Source organism: Pseudoalteromonas xiamenensis (assembly GCF_017638925.1).
Classification (GTDB): domain Bacteria; phylum Pseudomonadota; class Gammaproteobacteria; order Enterobacterales; family Alteromonadaceae; genus Pseudoalteromonas; species Pseudoalteromonas xiamenensis.
Map to the genome: position 1 here is coordinate 475,052 of NZ_CP072133.1, position 19,224 is coordinate 494,275.

General features: G+C 42.0%; 16 protein-coding genes and 1 pseudogene. 8 read left to right on the forward strand and 9 right to left on the reverse strand.

From position 1 onward, the window contains the following. Positions 1–5: 5 nt before the first annotated feature. From pheS to J5O05_RS02425, 4 genes are all read right to left on the reverse strand, one after another. Complete coding sequence (gene pheS / locus J5O05_RS02410) at positions 6–986, reverse strand: phenylalanine--tRNA ligase subunit alpha (protein ID WP_208843448.1); 981 nt, start codon at positions 984–986, stop codon at positions 6–8. Between the two features lie 114 nt (positions 987–1,100). After that, positions 1,101–1,802: a DnaA regulatory inactivator Hda gene (hda, locus tag J5O05_RS02415; protein WP_208843449.1), complete on the reverse strand. Its 702-nt coding sequence runs from the start codon at positions 1,800–1,802 to the stop codon at positions 1,101–1,103. Continuing rightward, positions 1,802–2,800, reverse strand: coding sequence for a DUF2066 domain-containing protein (locus J5O05_RS02420; protein WP_244369743.1), 999 nt, complete (start codon positions 2,798–2,800; stop codon positions 1,802–1,804). The genes hda and J5O05_RS02420 overlap by 1 nt, the downstream gene beginning before the upstream one ends. A gap of 215 nt (positions 2,801–3,015) precedes the next feature. Next, entirely contained in the window at positions 3,016–4,179 is a 1,164-nt protein-coding gene (locus J5O05_RS02425; protein WP_208843451.1) for a GGDEF domain-containing protein, read from the reverse strand. Between the two features lie 171 nt (positions 4,180–4,350). Between J5O05_RS02425 and gloA the strand changes: the two genes are divergently transcribed. Next, the gene (gene gloA / locus J5O05_RS02430; protein WP_208843452.1) at positions 4,351–4,791 is read left to right on the forward strand and encodes a lactoylglutathione lyase; all 441 of its coding nucleotides are present in this window, start codon (positions 4,351–4,353) and stop codon (positions 4,789–4,791) included. Between the two features lie 35 nt (positions 4,792–4,826). Here gloA and J5O05_RS02435 read toward each other — a convergent pair whose 3' ends face one another. Beyond that, positions 4,827–5,483 carry an ABC transporter substrate-binding protein gene (locus tag J5O05_RS02435; protein WP_208843453.1) on the reverse strand — a complete coding sequence of 219 codons (657 nt, stop codon included), beginning with the start codon at positions 5,481–5,483 and terminating at the stop codon, positions 4,827–4,829. A 220-nt stretch (positions 5,484–5,703) separates the two neighbouring features. Between J5O05_RS02435 and sbcB the strand changes: the two are divergent. Continuing rightward, a pseudogene (gene sbcB, locus J5O05_RS02440) lies at positions 5,704–7,142 on the forward strand (exodeoxyribonuclease I). 19 nt (positions 7,143–7,161) lie between these two features. On the opposite strand, the gene J5O05_RS02445 reads toward sbcB, so the two are convergent. Further along, entirely contained in the window at positions 7,162–8,046 is an 885-nt protein-coding gene (locus J5O05_RS02445; RefSeq protein ID WP_208843454.1) for an NAD(P)-dependent oxidoreductase, read from the reverse strand. A 124-nt stretch (positions 8,047–8,170) separates the two neighbouring features. Between J5O05_RS02445 and J5O05_RS02450 the strand changes: the two genes are divergently transcribed. Both J5O05_RS02450 and J5O05_RS02455 read left to right on the forward strand, forming a co-directional pair. Then, entirely contained in the window at positions 8,171–8,686 is a 516-nt protein-coding gene (locus J5O05_RS02450; protein WP_208843455.1) for a glutathione peroxidase, read from the forward strand. Then, complete coding sequence (locus J5O05_RS02455; protein WP_208843456.1) at positions 8,652–9,632, forward strand: 2-hydroxyacid dehydrogenase; 981 nt, start codon at positions 8,652–8,654, stop codon at positions 9,630–9,632. Before J5O05_RS02450 ends, J5O05_RS02455 begins: the two co-directional genes overlap by 35 nt. Before the next feature lie 35 nt (positions 9,633–9,667). Here the strand turns inward: J5O05_RS02455 and J5O05_RS02460 are convergent, their stop codons facing one another. After that, on the reverse strand, positions 9,668–10,510 hold the full coding sequence (locus J5O05_RS02460) for an isopenicillin N synthase family dioxygenase (RefSeq protein WP_208843457.1): 843 nt from the start codon (positions 10,508–10,510) through the stop codon (positions 9,668–9,670). Positions 10,511–10,688: 178 nt separating this feature from the next. Then, complete coding sequence (locus J5O05_RS02465; protein WP_208843458.1) at positions 10,689–11,810, reverse strand: response regulator; 1,122 nt, start codon at positions 11,808–11,810, stop codon at positions 10,689–10,691. 114 nt (positions 11,811–11,924) lie between these two features. Here J5O05_RS02465 and J5O05_RS02470 point away from each other — a divergent pair, with 114 nt between their 5' ends. The 3 genes from J5O05_RS02470 (at position 11,925) to J5O05_RS02480 (ending at position 16,804) form a co-directional block, all read left to right on the forward strand. Continuing rightward, entirely contained in the window at positions 11,925–12,557 is a 633-nt protein-coding gene (locus J5O05_RS02470) for a hypothetical protein (protein WP_208843459.1), read from the forward strand. Then, positions 12,547–15,618, forward strand: a complete 3,072-nt coding sequence (locus tag J5O05_RS02475) for a PAS domain-containing hybrid sensor histidine kinase/response regulator (protein ID WP_208843460.1) — start codon at positions 12,547–12,549, stop codon at positions 15,616–15,618. Before J5O05_RS02470 ends, J5O05_RS02475 begins: the two co-directional genes overlap by 11 nt. Positions 15,619–15,802: 184 nt before the next feature. Next, on the forward strand, positions 15,803–16,804 hold the full coding sequence (locus tag J5O05_RS02480; protein WP_208843461.1) for a hypothetical protein: 1,002 nt from the start codon (positions 15,803–15,805) through the stop codon (positions 16,802–16,804). A gap of 180 nt (positions 16,805–16,984) precedes the next feature. On the opposite strand, the gene J5O05_RS02485 is transcribed toward J5O05_RS02480, so the two are convergent. Further along, positions 16,985–17,785, reverse strand: a complete 801-nt coding sequence (locus tag J5O05_RS02485; RefSeq protein ID WP_208843462.1) for a M48 family metallopeptidase — start codon at positions 17,783–17,785, stop codon at positions 16,985–16,987. Between the two features lie 250 nt (positions 17,786–18,035). Here J5O05_RS02485 and J5O05_RS02490 point away from each other — a divergent pair, with 250 nt between their 5' ends. Further along, positions 18,036–19,199, forward strand: coding sequence for a Bcr/CflA family multidrug efflux MFS transporter (locus tag J5O05_RS02490; RefSeq protein ID WP_208843463.1), 1,164 nt, complete (start codon positions 18,036–18,038; stop codon positions 19,197–19,199). Positions 19,200–19,224: the final 25 nt, after the last annotated feature.

Consider the following 19,224-nt stretch of genomic DNA (forward strand, 5'->3'; position numbering starts at 1 on the left):
CACTCTTATCTGAATTGGTTTAGGAATTTCAAATCGTTTTCGAAAAACGCACGAAGATCAGTTACGCCATAGCGAAGCATCGTCAAACGTTCTACACCCATACCAAATGCAAAGCCGGTGTATACTTCAGGATCGATGCCTACTGAGCGCAGTACGTTTGGATGAACCATGCCACAACCCAGTACTTCTAACCATTTACCATTTTTGCCCATTACGTCCACTTCGGCAGATGGCTCAGTGAATGGGAAATAAGATGGACGGAAACGAATTTCCATGTCTTCTTCAAAGAAGTTACGCAGGAAATCGTGAAGAATTCCTTTAAGTTCAGTGAAGCTCACATTTTTGTCTACCATCAAGCCTTCTACTTGATGGAACATTGGCGTGTGAGTTTGGTCGTAATCATTACGATAAACGCGACCAGGAGAAATAATACGCAGTGGTGGTTGCTCAGTTTCCATTGTACGGATTTGAACGCCACTTGTTTGCGTACGTAAAACAAGTTTAGGATTGAAATAGAATGTATCGTGATCAGCACGAGCTGGGTGATGTTCAGGAATATTCAGTGCATCAAAGTTATGGAAATCGTCTTCTACTTCTGGACCAGATTTAACGGCAAAGCCAAGCTCAGTAAAAAATGATTCAATACGCTCAATTGTACGAGTAACAGGGTGAATGCCACCCGCTGGCATTACTCGACCAGGTAACGTCACGTCGATTGTTTCCGCTGCCAATTTTGCTTCAAGAGCAGCAGCAGTCAATGCTTCGCGTTTCGTATTGATTGCGTTTTGTACTTGTTCCTTCGCTTGGTTAATCACTTGACCTGCTTCTTTACGCTCTTCTGGCGCAAGGCTACCAAGCGTTTTTAACTGTTCTGTGATTTCACCTTTTTTACCTAGGTATTTAACCCTAGCGTCTTCTAGATGCGCAATTTCGCTCGCTGCTTCAATCGCAGCCAAAGCTTGCGCTAAAATGCTCTCTAAGTTCATTCTAAACCTGATCTTTTAAAAAAGAGTTTGCCGATAAATAAACACTAATGATAACTGAATTTGAAGGGGTTGTGCCATAGCCATAGGCTTGTATTTGCAGATTATTTAAATTGATTACAAGCCTAAAGTGGATTTAATGAAAGGAATCGTCAATTTTCGTTGAGCCGCCATGGACGCATGGTCAAGTTTGTCCAAAACATCCAGTAATGCGCGCATGTCTCGACTCAAGCGAGTCAACAGAAAACGTGAGCAATCGTCACTTAATTCTAGTCCTCGCATTTTAGCACGCTTAACTAGCGCTTCGGCCTTATCGTCATCACTCATCGAGCGGATTTGGAACGTCGTTCCCCACGTTAAACGTGATTCTAAATCGGGTAAGAACAAGTTAAGCATATTGGGGAGCAAGTCGGCAGCCACAACGAGAAGCTTTCCTGGCTCGTTGAAACGATTATAAAAATTGAATAGTGCTTTTTCCCAACTTTCATTACCCGCCACCAGCTGCATGTCATCAATACACACGACATCCAACCCATCAAGTCCGTCCAACATCTCAGGGCCGTAATGCAGAACTTCCCGGAGTGACAGCAACATCGTGGATAAGCCAAGCTCCTGAGCATAAACACAAGTCGCGTAGAGCAGATGCGATTTTCCTGAATCTGCGAGTCCACAAAGGTAGGTAAATTGAAACTGTGCTTCTCTTTTCGCAAAAGCGGATTTTAAATGTGTTACTTCTAATGATTGTTCACCGCCAAAATACGATGAAAACGTTTCATCATCAGGCAAAGTAACAGGCAGTGCCATTTGCATTGGTTCCATTACTTACCCACCCATTCATACGTAAGATTTTTGTCGTTTTCAACATGATAAAAGGCGTTAGGATCAACGTAAATTGACAAAGCCTGTTCTAGTGACAACGCTTTTTTGAGATCCACCACGTTGCTTACATGTTGAACGACAAATTCAACCGTCCCTTCTGAACGAGAAAAAATGTCTACATCTTTGATTGAACTGATTGACTGTAATCTTCGTTTCGCAAGCTCTATATCCTTAAAGTTTCTTAAGTTTCTAATTGTGATGGTGTCTGTTTTAAGCTCTGCGATACTGGAATTACTAATAGAAAATTCTTCAAGCAATGAATGCGCTAAATTTTCAACCATTTGGCTGATAATTACTTGCTTATCGCCGACTAACTGTTGTGGTTCAAAGTAAAGTGCATCAGTGTAACGCCATTCCAGCATCCAACTACTGCTGGCTGGTTGCTGGAAAATCCGAGCGGTAATAACGCGTTCAGCACCGTAACGTTTTGAGGCGTTTTCAACTGGCTCGGAGAAATTAGCCCAGACTTCGGGGACACCCACTTGCAGCCGATCTTGAAGATCTAATAGAGGCACCAAAATAGGTAAACCCCACTCTGTCGCTTTATCGTAAATGAGGCGTTCTAATTGTGGATAGCTTTCGCGTGTAACAAATTCTCTCGTTTGATTATCTTCAATTACCATCCATAACACGATTTGAGGGCGTCGATTCCCCCAAAATGGCCAATTTGCATCACGAACCAATTGGTTCATTTTCGTTTCGTCGAACAGAAAACTGGCTTTCAATTCGCCTTCACTGTTTTCAACATATTCGTACTTTGTCAAATATTCACTATAGTCTCTGAGTGCTTGACGAACGAGCTTGTGGCTTTGGGTGTTATCCACCCCTGTGAGCTTTTTAATTACGCGTGTTAATGCATCTTGCCCTGCTTCAATACGAGCTTGGCGTGATTTATCTTTGACTTGGACGCTACTTTGATAAAGATTTTGAATTTCCACAGCTTGCACTGAAAAACAAAGTAGACAAATTGAAGTAAGTAACAGCCTTAGTAACATAAATCGACTTATTGGCTTAAGATGTCTTGATCCTAATGCAAAGCGGAGCAAATGAAAAGTAGTCGATATTTTACAAATGGCAAATAGGATTACCTATCTCGTTAATTTGACGAATAAAACCGCAACTAAGTAACAAATTGTCGCCCAGTGTTACGCGTTCAGGCAATAACAAATTGATTTTTGCCTATTGACTTCGCCTCGTACAAATTTACATCCGCTTTAACCAAAAGCGTTTCTGCATTGAATACACTCTCAGCGTTTGAAGAAATGCCTATGCTTGCCCCGCACGCTACTGAATCACCATTGCTAAGTAGAATGGGTTCTTTTATCGCATTTAATATTCTTGACGCTAGTATTTCTAAATCTAACTCTGTCAATCCATCGTCAATCAATATGACAAATTCATCTCCTCCAAGACGAGAAACAGTATCGTATTCACGAACACTCGCCGTGAGTCGATTTGCAACTTCGACAAGCACTTCATCTCCACTGTGATGACCATAGTTGTCGTTAATCGGTTTAAAATCATCCAAATCTATATAAATAACAAATACTTTGACATCGGTACGTGTCGATTTAGAGGACAAGCGTTCCAGCTCTCGAAAAAGATACTTACGATTAGTAAGCCCTGTTAGGCTATCGTGAAGCGCTTCGAATTCAAGCTTAGCTTGCAATGATTCACTTTTTGTCATTTCAGTACGCAGTTCAGTTAGGCTTTTTTCAAGCTCCTGAGTACGCTCCTGAACTCTAGACTCAAGTTCCTTTTTGTATGCCTTCAATGACGCATTTGCCTGCACAAGCGCTTGCTGATTGTTAAACGCATCAAGCGCAGACGAAATGACATGACTGATCGCATAGAGTACATCGATTATCATGCCTGAGTATTCATCTTCTCGACGATAGGATTGAATGATGAATGCCCCCATAAAACTTTGACGATTGATCAGCGGGAAACACAGCCACTGTTTAGGGACGGTGCCTAGTACTTTCAAAACGCCACGCTCAATTAAGGATTTTATTTCGTCCTCCGAGTAGTTACATACGCGCCGGCAATTTAGCGCATAGGCCGTAAGTGACTTGCCGATTTCCTCAACGGGAACGTCATCCAATTCTTCTGCTCGGATATCATCCATAACGTCATGAAAATAAGGAAAAGATAGTCGCCCATTTTCTTTAAACAAAACGACATAAAAATTATCGGCGTAGGTTATCTTTTGTAAAATACAGTGGATATCCAACAAAAACCGCTGAATAGAATCGCTGGTGTTTAAACAAGCCACAATATTTGTAACGCTATCAATTACTCGCTCATTTTCGACCATAGGTAAAAACGTCCCAATTTTCGTCTACTTAAGTAAAGCTCAGAATCGGAAGTTCGCAACCATTTAACTTGCAGTGCGTAAATCGTCCTTCCTCGATTAGCCACGAGCAAACTTGTTTTCTTTTCTTTTGCCCCCATTGTTTTGACACATCAATGCGCAAGGAAAATAGAAATGAAATATTTACACACGATGGTTCGGGTAAAAGATTTGGACGCGTCGTTACGCTTCTACCGTGATTTGCTAGGTTTAAAAGTAGTTAAGCAAAAAGACTATGAAGCTGGACGTTTTACGCTAGTTTATCTTGCTGCGCCTGAACAAGAAGCAGAAGCTCAAGCAACTGGTGCGCCTACCATTGAATTGACTTATAACTGGGATACTGAAGCCTATACTGGTGGACGTAATTTTGGGCATCTCGCCTTCGAAGTCGACGACATCTACAAAACCTGTCAGTTTCTGTTGGACAATGGCGTAACAATAAACCGACCTCCTCGCGACGGCCATATGGCCTTTGTTCGTTCACCTGACAATATATCTATTGAACTGCTACAAAAAGACGGCGCATTAGAACCTCTAGAGCCATGGGTATCGATGAAAAATACAGGTGAATGGTAGGCTGTTATTGCAACACCTTTCCCCCTTCTTCGCCATCATGGTGATTGATATTTATAGGACAGCAGGTTTAGTTCTCGCCTAACCTGCTCGTTTTCTAGAAGCTTGGCGACGATTTCAAATTCGTCATTCCGAGATCTTAGCGCCATGATATGACGTGTATATCGGTCATGCGGTATTTCTGAAACATGAAACAATCCAAGCCAATGATTCTTGGCTTCTAAATATTGCCGTGTACTTCGGCTAACTATAGCGACATCTAGGCGTTGCTTTAACAACATGTCTAAAAGGTGTATTTCTTCATTCGTATTGACACGCGTGAGTAAATCTTTAGCAGCCAATTCATCTACGCCGAAATACTTATAACCTAATATGCCGCCTATCGTTTTTTGATGAAGTGATGTTTCACCTTCGTATTCGAAAGGTATTTTATGGAACGACACAAAATCGTCAGTATCCTCAAAAATCGGCGACGTCCAAAGATATTTTTCATGTTTTAGGTCACCAAACCAAATTGGATTCACCCCCATCACTAAACCATCAAGTGACGCGTCTTCCACGCTTTTATCAAGTCGTTTGCGAGGTAAAAAGTGAGTTTGGAAGGTAACTTGATGCTGGTAACGGTTAAACACATCTGCCACATCAAAATAAAGTCCCGTTTGTTCGCTCAGGTCGACAATGTATGGAGCTTTCATATGGTATACGTAAAGCGTTACTATCGGTTTCGCTAGGAGCGGAAACGATAGCACCAGAAACATTACGCTTAATATCGCTTTCAAATGATCATCTCAACATTTCTGTTAAGCTTTTGCCATCAATATCATTTCGTCAAGTTCGCTTTTTTACTTGCTGTAGGCTCTGTGCGATAATCTTTCTATGACTGCGTTGAGCACTATTAAATTTTAAGTTATTTGAATGAATTACGAAAACCAAGCTACTTTTTATTGGTACGATTTTGAGTCTTTTGGTGCCACCCCCAAAAAGATAGACCAAGTCAGTTTGCAGGTGTTCGCACTGATAGCCAATTCAATATTATTGGCGAGCCATTAATTATTTACTGCAAGCAAGCACCGGATTATCTACCTCACCCTGAAGCATGCCTAATAACAGGGATTACACCTCAACTGGCTAATAGCAAAGGGCTTGTTGAAGCTGAGTTTATCGCACGTATTCATGAAGAATTTAGCAAGCCCAACACCTGTGTTGTCGGCTATAACAACATTCGTTTTGATGATGAATTAACACGCTATACCTTGTATCGTAATTTCTACGATCCTTATGAGCGAGAGTGGCAAAATGGCAATAGTCGCTGGGATTTAATCGATGTTGTTCGGGCTTGTTATGCGTTAAGACCAGAGGGCATTGAGTGGCCAGAAAAAGAAGATGGTTCTCCTAGTTTTAAACTCGAACATTTAACCAAAGCCAACAACATCGAGCATGGACAAGCTCACGATGCGCTTAGTGATGTCATTGCAACAATTGAGCTGGCTAAATTGCTTCGCCAAAAGCAACCAAAATTGTTCGACTTTTTCCTAATGAACCGCAACAAAAAAGCGCTATCGAATTTAGTTGACGTGTTTAACATGACACCTCTTGTGCACACATCGTCCAAAATAAGTGCGTTACAGGGTTGTACAACTTGGATTGCGCCAATGAGTTTTCACCCTGTCAATAAAAATGCGGTTGTTGCGTTCAACCTTGCTTTTGATCCAACGCCATTGATTGAGCTGAGTGTTGAAGAAATTAGGCAACGACTATACACCAAGCGTTCTGAACTTAAAGATGACGAACATCCCATCGGTCTGAAACTCGTGCATTTGAACAAATGTCCAGTGCTTGCACCAGCTAAAACGCTGCTGCCAGAGAATGCAGCCCGTCTCGATATCAATCGTGAGCAGTGTTTAGCAAACCTTGCTGTTCTTAAGAATCACCCTGAGCTTCGAGAAAAAGTTGCCGCCGTATTTGCAGATGGCGAAAGCTTTGAAGCAGCGTCAAATGTTGACTACCAACTTTATCAAGGTTTTGCGAGTCATGCTGACAAGTCCAAATTTGCGGTGATCCGTGATTGTACGCCAGACCAATTAGGCAACTTAGCATTGCATTTTGATGACGCTAAATACGCAACCCTCCTTTTCCGATATCGGGCAAGAAACTGGCCAGAGACACTCTCACCAGAAGAATTAGAGAAATGGCGAAAATATTGCCAAGACAAATTACTCAATGGCACTGACAATCCGAGTATCAATGCAGAAGATTTCATGCTCACGCTTGAGAATTTAGTACATCAACATGATGGGAATGAACGAAATTTAAAAATTTTAAAGGCTTTATACCACTACGCACAAAGCCTTTAATGAATGGAAAAATAACTACCTATTTTTTCTCATGAATTGCATCGAGTCTTGCCAATAGGCTCGATGTATCAAAGCGTCCGCCACCAATAGACTGTACGTCCGAATAATATTGATCAACCAAAGCGGTGAGAGACAACGTTGCACCATTTGAACGCGCCTCATCAAGTGCAATACCGAGATCTTTTCGCATCCAATCTACTGCGAAACCAAACTCATATTCACCCGCTAACATCGTTTTATAACGATTCTCCATTTGCCAAGAGCCTGCAGCTCCTTTTGAGATAGTTTCAATGACTTTCTCTCCATCAAGACCCGCTTTCTTAGCAAAATGTAACCCCTCAGCAAGTCCTTGTACTACACCCGCGATACAAATCTGATTTACCATTTTACACAGTTGGCCTGAACCAATCGAGTTCAACAATTGGCTAAAACGAGCGAATGCGTTCATTACTGGTTGAACTTTGGCAAATGTCTTTTCCTCACCACCAACCATTATCGTCAGTACACCATTCTCGGCCCCAGCTTGTCCCCCTGACACAGGCGCGTCCAAAAACGCTATATCTAAAGCAGTACAGCGTTCACCTACTTCGCGCGCGACTTTCGCCGATGTTGTGGTATGGTCGATTAATACACTGCCAGCACTCATGCCTGCTAAGACACCGTCCTCGCCATAAACCACCGAGCGTAAATCATCATCGTTTCCAACACACATAAAGACTATTTCACTGCCAGTTACTGCGGCTTTTGGGGTAGTCGCATACTGTCCTCCAAATTGAGTCACCCAATCTTGTGCCTTTTGTGTCGTGCGGTTATAAACAGTCACTTCGTAGCCTGCTTTTTGTAAATGCCCCGCCATCGGAAAACCCATAACGCCAAGACTGATAAAACTTACTTTAATTGACATAAAACTGTCCTATTTGATTGGTACACTCGAAAGATGGAGTTTTTATACCCAAGGTTTATGGGTATCGCAATTGAAAATTATGAAAATATTTAGTCAGTTAACATTGGCATGGAGGTAAGGCAACATGGACAATATTTATCGCTATAGCGTTCAACTTATTGATGGTGAAACCTTTCCACTCAAATTATTAACCGGAAGAACCGTACTTTTTGTTAATATTGCCAGTAAATGTAGTTTCTCATCTCAACTTGCCACGCTTGAAAAACTATATCAAAAGTATCGAAGCAAAGGGTTTGAGATCATTGCATTCCCGTGCAACCAATTCGGTAAAAACGAACCTTTAGAAGGTGAGATGTTAAGAGAGTATTATCGCTCTCAAGCCAAAGTCAGTTTTCCTCTATGCCAAAAGGTACTGGTTAATGGACCTGATGCACACCCGCTCTTTAACTATTTGAAAGCTCACACTCGTGGCATTGCACAAAACCGTGCCATTAAGTGGAACTTTACCAAGTTTTTAGTAAACTCTGAGGGTCAATTGGTCTCTCGCTATGCGCCAAGGACCAAACCGGAATCTCTCCACTGCGCCATTGAAGGTTTATTAGAAAATGAAAATCGCTCTGTTCAGTTCGCAAAACTATGAAAAACCGTTTTTCAACCAATTTGCTTTGCAAAACCCTGAGCTTGAAATCACCTATTTTGAAGAAAAACTAAATCACCAAACGGTAGCTATGGCGTCAGGCTTTGACTCTATTTGCGCCTTCGTAAATGATTGCCTAGACGCGAACGTTATCACTACGCTTGCTGAAATGAATATTCGGTGCATTGCACTTCGTTGTGCTGGGTTCAACAACGTAGATTTGCCTACCGCAAAGGCACACGGCATTACGGTTGTACGCGTTCCTGCATACAGCCCCGAAGCCGTTGCCGAACATTGCGTTGCGTTAATGCTCACATTAAGTCGGAAAACCCATAAAGCCTACAATCGTGTTCGCGAAGACAATTTTGATTTAAATGGCTTACTAGGATTCAACTTATTTAAGAAAACCATTGGCGTCATTGGATGTGGGAAAATAGGTCAAGCGTTAGTAAATATATTAAACGGGTTTGGCGCGAATGTGTTGGTTTGCGACCCAAATGTTGGCGAAGGTAATTACACTCAAGTCAACCTAGATATGTTGCTGTCTCAAAGCGACGTTATTTCACTCCACTGCCCTTTGACTGAACAAACCCACCATCTGATCGACGAAGCGGCTTTTGCTAAAATGAAAGACGGCGTAATGCTGATTAATACAAGCCGTGGCGCTCTGGTTGACAGTAAAGCCTGCATTGGAGCACTTAAGAGCCGTAAACTCGGCTACTTGGGACTAGACGTGTACGAGCAAGAATCGGAACTCTTTTTCCAAAACCACTCTGGCGAAATATTGCAAGACGATGTGTTTTCTCGACTTGTTAGTTTTCCAAATGTGCTTGTGACCGGACACCAAGGTTTTTTTACGCAAGAAGCGCTGAGCGAAATTGCACGAGTGACCGTGGATAATTTACTTGCTTGGAAAAACAACCAGGCAATAAAAAACCAAGTCATATAGACTTGGTTTTTTATTTTGTAATGCAGCTCAGCGGATTACTTCACGCCTAATTCGCGTAGACGCTCTTGCAGGTAGCTATCTGCGGAGTAACGCTCAGACAACACAACATCCGGACGAGGGTGCAAGAAAAGAGGTAGTGAAATACGAGACTTTTCAGATGCCTTACCCGTTGGGTTGATCACTCGGTGAATCGTTGATGGGAAGTAACCACCCGATGCTTCTTGAAGCATGTCGCCGATATTGATGATCAGGTTTCCAAAATCACATGGAACGTCTAACCAGCTACCATCTTGACGTTGTACCTGTAAACCTGGCTCATTCGCTGCTGGTAATACAGTGAGTAGGTTAATATCACCGTGCGCCGCTGCACGAATTGCACCAGGCTCTTCATCACCAGTCATTGGTGGGTAATGTAGAATTCGAAGCAGAGTTTGCTCTGAGTTTGCAATCATATCTTTTAGATCAATTGAGAACTTCGCACGTACTTCTTCTGGCGCATTTTCTTGAACCCAATTTAACAATGTTGATGCGAATTCATTTGCTAAACGATAATACTCGCGTATTTCTTCTTCTAATTGTGCTGGTACTCGACCCTTAGGGTAAACGTGGAAATACTCTTTGATGTCCTTAATTGTAAAGCCTTTAGCAACCTCTGATACAGATGGTGGAAAGTAGCCATCTTGAGTTTCTTTGCTAAATAAAAAGTTGTGCTTTTCTTCCGAATCGAAAAAGGCTTGCCAATTTTTGTAGATAGATTCTACCAGTGACTGTGGGATTGGGTGGTTCTTCAAAACACCAAAACCTGTGTTACGAAGTGATTCAACGAACTGTTCAGCAGCATTTGGTGCTTGATAGTCAACTGTAGGTAATTCTTGCATCTCTTTATCTACCCAATGAATATGATTGCGTGAGCTTAGTTTAGCAAAGCTTAGACAAAGCGTTAGGCTAAACACGCCGGTGATTTAAATAATTGGGCGAGGATAGAGAAAAGCCCCCTCAATCATAAGGACATATGTCCGATGAGCGAAAAAGGTGACGCTGCCTCATTGACCTAGATCAAGTAGTTGCAGAGCATGGGATTGAAAACGCCCATTGGAGTCCTCGATTTGATGAAGTCACGGAAAGACTACCTTTTAATCCAGATGTAATAATACTGGAGGTAATGGGTGCACCCAGTCCCATGTGACCAGAGTTACCTCGTTTCGTTGTAACAAATGGCGTCAGTAACTGCTCAACACTCAATCCCTGTAGGCCTTTGCCATTGTCACTAAACTCAATGTGTAATTGGTTTTGTGCACAATAGGCAACAATATTAATTGAAATCTCTGGTACACCACTGTGTGTGAGGGAGTTGATAAACAAATGATAAAGAGCAAGTTCCAGTTTTTCTTTATCTATCAGAACCATTTCATCGGGTAACGACATAGTTAATTCATAAGGTACATTGCTTTTGATCTGTTTGATTTTGACTTGGACTCCGTCTAAAACGTCCTGAAGATTAACCGCTTCTTTTACACTTTGTGTATCCGCTACCGATATTGATTTCAGGGCCTCAACACAATATTTAACGCGTTTTAAATTTCTTTCAGTTAATTCTATACAGTCGTCTGCGCCCGAAAAAAGCGTTTCAATATCATTTGCACTGAGTCGCTGCGCTTGATACTGCCCTTTTGTCGTTGCAACCATATCATTCAAATGAGAGATTGCCGTGATACTCGTTCCCAAAGGCGTATTTATTTCATGCGCGATACCCATCACCATTTGCCGGATCCGTTCGGACAGCGCCTGAGAAAGCTGCAGACTTTTCATATCTAAGAGTGAAAACTGCGTTCTGACACGGGCCATAATCTCAGCGGGTTTAAAAGGCTTCGTAATGTAGTCAACACCGCCCACATCAAAAGCTTCAACCAGATTATCCGTATCGGTCATTGCGCTTACAAAAATAACGGGGATATCACATAGACCTTTATCTGCTTTAAGCTGTTTACATAGCTCTATCCCTGAAACTTCAGGCATATTGATATCGGTAATAATAAGATGAGGTGAATGTTCTTTTGCAAGTTTGAGTGCCAGTGTCGCATTCGTTGCTGCACGTACTCGATGATTAGGTTGTTTTAAGATAAGTTGCAAGACCTGAAGATTTTCCGGCACATCATCAACAATTAAGATTTCTCGCATTACGAATTCGACTCCTTATCCAATCCTAATTTATCGTGAAGACTCAGATAAATTCTTGAGTAAAAGGCACAAACGACTATGGTTATTATAGAGTCAGGTCAATAAGCCGTGGTTATGTCGTTTAAATCCTTGTCCGCTATCTTATTTGTCAGCATCATAATCCCTACTCTTTGGTTGTTTTCTGCCTTAAACACCTCTCCTAGCATAGACCTTAAACTGCAAAATATCGAAGTCGAACTCAAAAATCTTAATAAACAACTGGGTTTACTTATAGAAACCCCACTTTCAGATAAGAGTGCGTGGAAATCTGCGCAAATGAGACGAATTCATACGTTACAAAACATAAACCACAATCTTTATTTTTTAGAGGCACCCACTGAAGTTCAGACTCAATTGGACGAAGTATTAAAGTTCGAATCTCAAACCGCGTTAGATCAGAGCGAAAATCGTGACCTGCTTATTAGAGAGTATCTTTCCCTCAGCAATGTGTTTTGGCCTTGGCTAAATCAACACGCGGTGTCCGCTGAACAAGCTAAATACCAGCCTTTAACTTACTCGCTCACGGCGCTTGCAGGAGCTTTTGCGTTGTTCGCGCTGCTTCTGTATTTATTCTATTTGAAACCATTGCAGCGCTTTCTCGTTCATATCAGTAAACAATCTAAAGAAGATACGCTTATTGAAATTCCAGATTTTCATGCAAAAGAGCCTCAAAACCATTGCATTAGCAGTCAAACGAATGTTTTTTAACTCCACTCAACAAATTCAGCACTCAAAATTACTCTCTGCACTTAATGAAAAACTTCGTTCGACTGAAAGTTTAGAAACCTATACAGACCTATGTTTAAGTTACTTAGTAAAGCATATAGGACTGCCTGGAATCGCGATTCTGAATATCAGTGACAATAGCCTCGATGTCATTGCACGACAAGGTAAAGTCCCTTTTGTAGATGCTGATAACCCTCTATTTAAAACATCAGTGACGCAAGATAACTATCAAACATACAGTCCAAGTAACCAATCGCTGAACATCAAATTCGGCAGTGAAACATTGAAAATTAAACTGCTGTACGGCTTTGCGTTAAAAAATACCGACAACGTGCTTTGTCTGCTTTATTTTCCAAGTCTGCGAATTCTTGAACAATCTGAAATCAACTTGATTAAAGAAGTGGTGAAAGATTTAAGCGTCGCCATTGAGCGTGATGAAAACTCTACGCTTCGTCAAAACACCGAAAAAGCCTTAGCGCATCAACTTGAACTAACCCATTCAATGATTAATGCGATACCAAATCCAACATTTTATCGCGAGAAATCAGGACAATTTATAGGTGTAAATAAAGCGTTTTTAGACTTTTTCGACCAATTTGAAATGGATATTGTCGGGTCAACACTCGATCAAGTTTACCCACCACACGTCGCCAGTATGCTTGCTGAAAAACAAACTGAAATTTTGCAAAGCGGTCATGAGATGCGCTATGAACTTAATCTACAGGATGGATCCGGCACACCGCGAGACATCATTGTATTTGAAGGTCCGTTTTTTGATGGCAATGGCGCTATTCAAGGCATCGTCGGCATGTTCTTAGATGTGACTGAGCGTAATCAACTGCAACAAGAACTCATCGATGCAAAAATAGAGGCAGATAGACTGACAAAAGTGAAAAGTGAGTTTTTGGCCAATATGAGCCATGAGATCCGCACACCCATGAATGCCATTTTAGGAATGGCTCACCTTGCACTGAAAACTCAAATGTCCGATAAACAATATGGCTACGTCAGCAAAATTAATAATGCGGCAAAGCAATTGCTATCGCTGATTAATGACATTCTCGATTTCTCTAAAATTGAGGCAGGAAAACTCACCCTAGAACGAACCCAATTCGAGCTCAAAAGAGTGATTGAAAATGTATCTAGCATTACCGAAATTAGAGCAGATGAGAAAAACATTGATTTCCATATAGAACTCGATCCCATGTTGCCCGACTATTACATCGGAGATCCTCTAAGGCTAGGTCAGATCCTGATTAATTTGGCTGGCAATGCCGTGAAGTTTACCGATACAGGCTCAGTAACCTTAAGCGTAAATTTAGAGAAAAAAGACAATGAAATTACTTATGTTCGTTTCAGCGTCAAAGACACAGGGATAGGCATGAGTCAAGATCAGCAAAAAGCACTGTTCCAATCTTTTTCTCAAGCGGACACCTCGATTTCTCGTAAATACGGTGGTACGGGCCTCGGTTTAACTATCTCACAACAACTCGTGCGGCTGATGAATGGCGAAATATACGTAGAAAGTGAACTTAGCAAAGGCTCTGAGTTCTATTTCATTGTCGAGCTTCACGCTGTGGATAAAACAGCAGAGCCAGTCCTACCTGCAAGATTTACACAACACATAAACGCATTGGTTCTTGACGATAACGTACAAGCACTCGCTATTACCCATGAGTTACTCGAATCCATGGGATTATATGTTTCGAGTACGACAGACGTGCAAGAAGCATCTAGGATACTTAACGAATCAAATATCGATATTGCATTTATTGATTGGAAAATGCGTGATGTTGACGGTATCGAGTTTATTAAGAACCAACGCCAGAAAAATCGTGACACGAAATACGTGCTCATCACAGCCTATGGAAGAGATCTGCATATTGAAGATAACGACAAGGCGGCCATTGACTGTATTGTGCTTAAGCCCGCAACACCGTCTTACTTATATGATGCAGTTGTAAGCTGCACTGGTTTTGGCATAGCTAAGTCACCTGAGCCGCAAAGCTTAATTGATAAATCAAAACTTTTTGAAGGTCTAACTATACTCGTTGCCGAAGATCAACCTATTAACCAAGAGATTGCGGTTGAAATCCTTAAACACTATGGTGCAAAAGTTGATGTAGCCAATAATGGCCGAGAGGCAATTGAAAAAGTAACCACCCAAACGTTTGATGTGGTTTTGATGGACATGCAAATGCCTGAAGTAGACGGACTAACCGCAACCCAAGAAATCCGTAAAGTTCGGACCCATGAAAGCTTACCTATTTTAGCGATGACCGCAAATGCCATGCAAGAAGACGTCGATAAGTGCCTTGCTGCCGGTATGAATGGACATATTGCTAAGCCGATTGACTTGCAGCAGTTAGAGCAATCTATTTTGAATTGCCTCGGAAAATCGGAGCTAAATGAAACCACTGTAACAAAATCTGAAACGGCTTCCCCTACTGAAGAAGAACAGGAAGAAAAACAAATCGGTGAACTCGTCGGTATAAACATAAAAGAAGGTATCGACAGAGCCGCAGGCAATCCCCACATTTATTTTCAAATCCTTGAAAAGTTTCTGCGCCAGCAAAGCGAAGAGCTGATTAATTTACAACAAGCTCTTTCGATTGGCGATACCGACTTATCAAGCCAATTGCTGCACGCAATAAAAGGGGCAAGTGCAAACCTGTCCATTCATTATCTTGCTGAGCAATGTAAGAAACTCGAAAGAGAAGTTAAAGACCAAACAATACGCCTTGAAGACATCGATACGCTTATTTCATATGTACGATCACAGCTTGAAGTGCTTAGTGAAATGAAACGTGTGGACGTTATAAAACCCGCATTGCAACCCACACAAAATAATAAAGCCCTTCTTGACGACCTCGAAACCGCATTGGCTGATTACAATACAGAAGCACTTGACCTTGCTGAAGGATTATCCACAATCACCGCAATTGACCCAGATGAAATTGAACTTGTGAAGACCTTAATTACACGTTTTGAATTTGACGATGCTTTGCAGAAGGTTAGAAATATTAATCAACGTTTACATTAACCAGCTTGGGCGGAATATTCGGCCTTGTTCATAACGCTATGGTTTATTTTTATATTGAACAACATCGCTTTTTCGAGCAAAAATAGGCAGTTCTTTAGTCAATTGACCTCTCATCGAGAGACAAATTGAACTAAATGAGAACAGGAACTCATAACAGCGCAAGTTCAAAAGGAATGAAATGAACATGAAAAGCTACTCTCAAGCCGCCACTTTTTCCCTAACACTACTTAGTATCTTTGGAGCCAATGCATCAAGCCCCATTCGAATGACGCCGGAACAACTTGAATTCAACGTTAACACAGAAATGGCGATGTTACGTGCAGATGGTACATTTGCTCAACTTGCTAAATGCAGTAACAAGTCGGAGGAAATCATCGCGAACGGATATAAAGCGTTACTGCCTAAATGTCTTACCGCAGACCCTGCGAGCATTCAATCGTGCTACTTCACTGGCATACAAAAAATTACGGGACTAAGTAAAACGCAACTAGAGATCTGCGAAGAGGAACTTGGGCCAGATTCAAGTGAACAGATTGAACTTGTTGAACGCCAGCTTGAGGAACTTAATCTTGAACAAGCTAAGCTTGAAAATAACGATGAGCTGAGCGAAGAAGATCAGCAAAGGCTTGATTCGATTGCAGCCCAAATAGATGAACTAAATGGGCAACTAGGGTCTCTTTATGATGCGCAAGAATCAGAAAGCGTCAGAGACCTCGAAATAATGAATGCGGAAATGCGCAGAATAAACAAAACACTCGAGCCTATAGAAAAACACGAAGCACATAACCTACCAACGGATCTGGAACAGCCTTGGACAGATAGTCCACCCTCGTTTGCTCATTTGCCTGAGAATGAACGCGAAGCAAAGCGGAGTCAGTGGGTGATCTGTTCAAATATGACTACGGATGCCACGTTGGTAGCCGAAACTATCGGTTCGGTAAAACGTCAACCTAAGGCATTTGCCGTTACTGACGAACAGAATCAACAACAGCTTCGGTCGCTTTATTCAGCATCCCATGGCACTTTCTTAGACCAAATCGACAATAAAATAATGGAAATAGGTTTAAAACAGTGGCAGCAAGCACACACCACGCTAGGCACCCACAACGTAGCCAAAATGGCGTGGGAATGGTGCCAAGCTCAGCCCAGTATTCAATTTGTCAACCTTGATGACTCAAGACTGTAAATATTGGTTAAACTGATTATGGTCTGTGCATCGCTATTTCCACTATAGGTGGAAATGGCTGCCGTAGCCATATGGCATTTTCGAAATCGTTTCAATATTGAAACTTAGTGAGCATTGCCTTGCCGTCAATTTGGCGAGCAAGGCAAACCATTTGGTTACTTAGGACGCAATCAAACTAAATCACACCACTTTGCAATTGGCGCGTTTACCTTCCGCTTTTGCTTGCTCTAGTAATGGCGCAACCTTTGGTAAAGCTTGTTTGAGCTTACTCATCCGATTTTCAGGCGCAGGGTGCGTAGACAAAAACTCTGGTTGGCGTTCACCCGCGTTTTTGTTCATGTTCTCCCAAAGTAACACCGCGCCATTTGGATCAAATCCTGCTTTTGCCATATATTCAAGACCAACAATATCGGCTTCACTTTCATGGCTCCGACTGAATGGTAAAACAATACCAAGCTGCGCACCAAGTCCTAATGCTTGCATAATTTCACCTCGGTATTGCACCTCGCCCATTTGCAGAGCGGCACTACCAAGTTGTAAACCTGTCTGAACCAATGCACCTTGAGACATACGTTCGTTTGCGTGCTCAGCGATAACATGAGCCACTTCATGACCTATAACGGCTGCAAGCTGGTGCTGTGATTTTGCGACTTCGAGCAAACCGGTATGTACACCAATTTTACCACCTGGGAGAGCGAAAGCGTTGGCGGTAGGATCTTTGAACACCACCACTTCCCATTGCTGGTTTCGCAATTCGTTTGGTAGTTCGTTTATGATTTTATTTGCTACACATTGGACGTAGGTGTTTACCGTCGGTTCATTCTCTATCGGCGTCGACTTTTTCAGTTCTTCAAAGCTTGCATTACCAAGTTCCGCCATTTGAGTGGAAGAATACAACGCTATTTGCGTACGCCCCGTCGGCGATGTTTTACACCCACACATCAGAACACCGATACACAATCCCAATACCCAATTTTTCATATACGTTCCCTTGTTCTCCAAAGAAAAAACTTGTCGGCCTAAGTTAAGACAACTTTCACAATCGCTCCCTCGAAAGCGAGCTATTGTGATTATAATGCCTTGAAATGACGAACGACTCAAATTACAAATAGGTGATTATACCGTGTCATTCCTTTCAACCTATTTATTGCTGATGTTGTCGTTTATCGACGATATTTGTCATCGATTCCTGTTAAACTAACCCTCTGTCCTATTTCAAGACGATTTTTTAATGGCTCAAAAACGTTTGCTTCCACTGCTGGCCGCGGTGGTAGCGATAACACCACTCGCCATCGACATGTACCTACCTGCCATGCTTACCATTGCCAACGAACTCAATACGAGCATGGAAAATGTGCAAATTTCCCTTAGTATTTACTTAGCAGGATACGCCCTAGGTATGCTTATCTTTGGACCACTCGCAGATCAACATTCGCGTCGTACACTTGCTCGTTTTGGTCTTGCTGGTTTTGCGATCAGTTCAGCGCTCCTTGCTATTGTTGATGATATTGCTGTTTTTTGGGCACTACGAGGTGTACAAGCATTTGCAGGAGCTGCGGCTACGGTGGTGATCCCTGGCATCGTACGTCATTTGTATCAAGAACATACTGCAAAGGGAATGTCTTATGTTTCAATGATTATGATGATAGCGCCATTAGTTGCTCCGACCGTTGGGGCTGCCTTAATGGTGCAATGGCACTGGAGCGCGATATTTTGGTGCTTGTCGCTCTACGCTGTCATCACATTAGTCTTAGTACAATTTAAACTTATTGATATTCCAAGAAAACCTTCAACTAAACGTGGTTTGGCGCTCTTTATTGATAATTACAAAGAGGTACTTAGCGAAAAGAATGCACGCTTTGATATTCTTACCTCAATGCTTGTGTCGTTTGGTTTCTTTTGTTTTCTAACCTCGGTTCCATTTATTTATCTTGAACATTTTGAGGTTTCTGAGAAATGGTTCGGTGTGCTATTTGCGTTTAACGTTATTGCCTTAACACTGGGTAATTTTATCAATACACGCGTGGTGACGCGATTTGGTTCACGTAAAATGCTTTATATCAGCCTTGCTTTTGGTTTGTGTAGCGCCATTTGTTTGAACTTGGTCAGTTTTTTCGATTTAGGGCTATATCCTACAGCGCTTACGATTGCACCTGTGATGATGGCACTGGGTGTCATTGCAAGTAACGCTGATGCATTGATTTTAATTGCGTTTGAACACAAATCAGGAACTGCAACCGCAGTAATTGGCACACTGCGATTTGGTAGCGGAGCGCTTGTCGGCCCACTTCTCGCGTTTATTCAACCGCAAGATGCGCGTGCTTTTTCGCTTATGATGTTGAGCGCATTAGTACTCACATTGGCCTGTCAATGGAAACAAAAAAGCACCCTTTAGGTGCTTTTTTGTTGTATCTATCCGA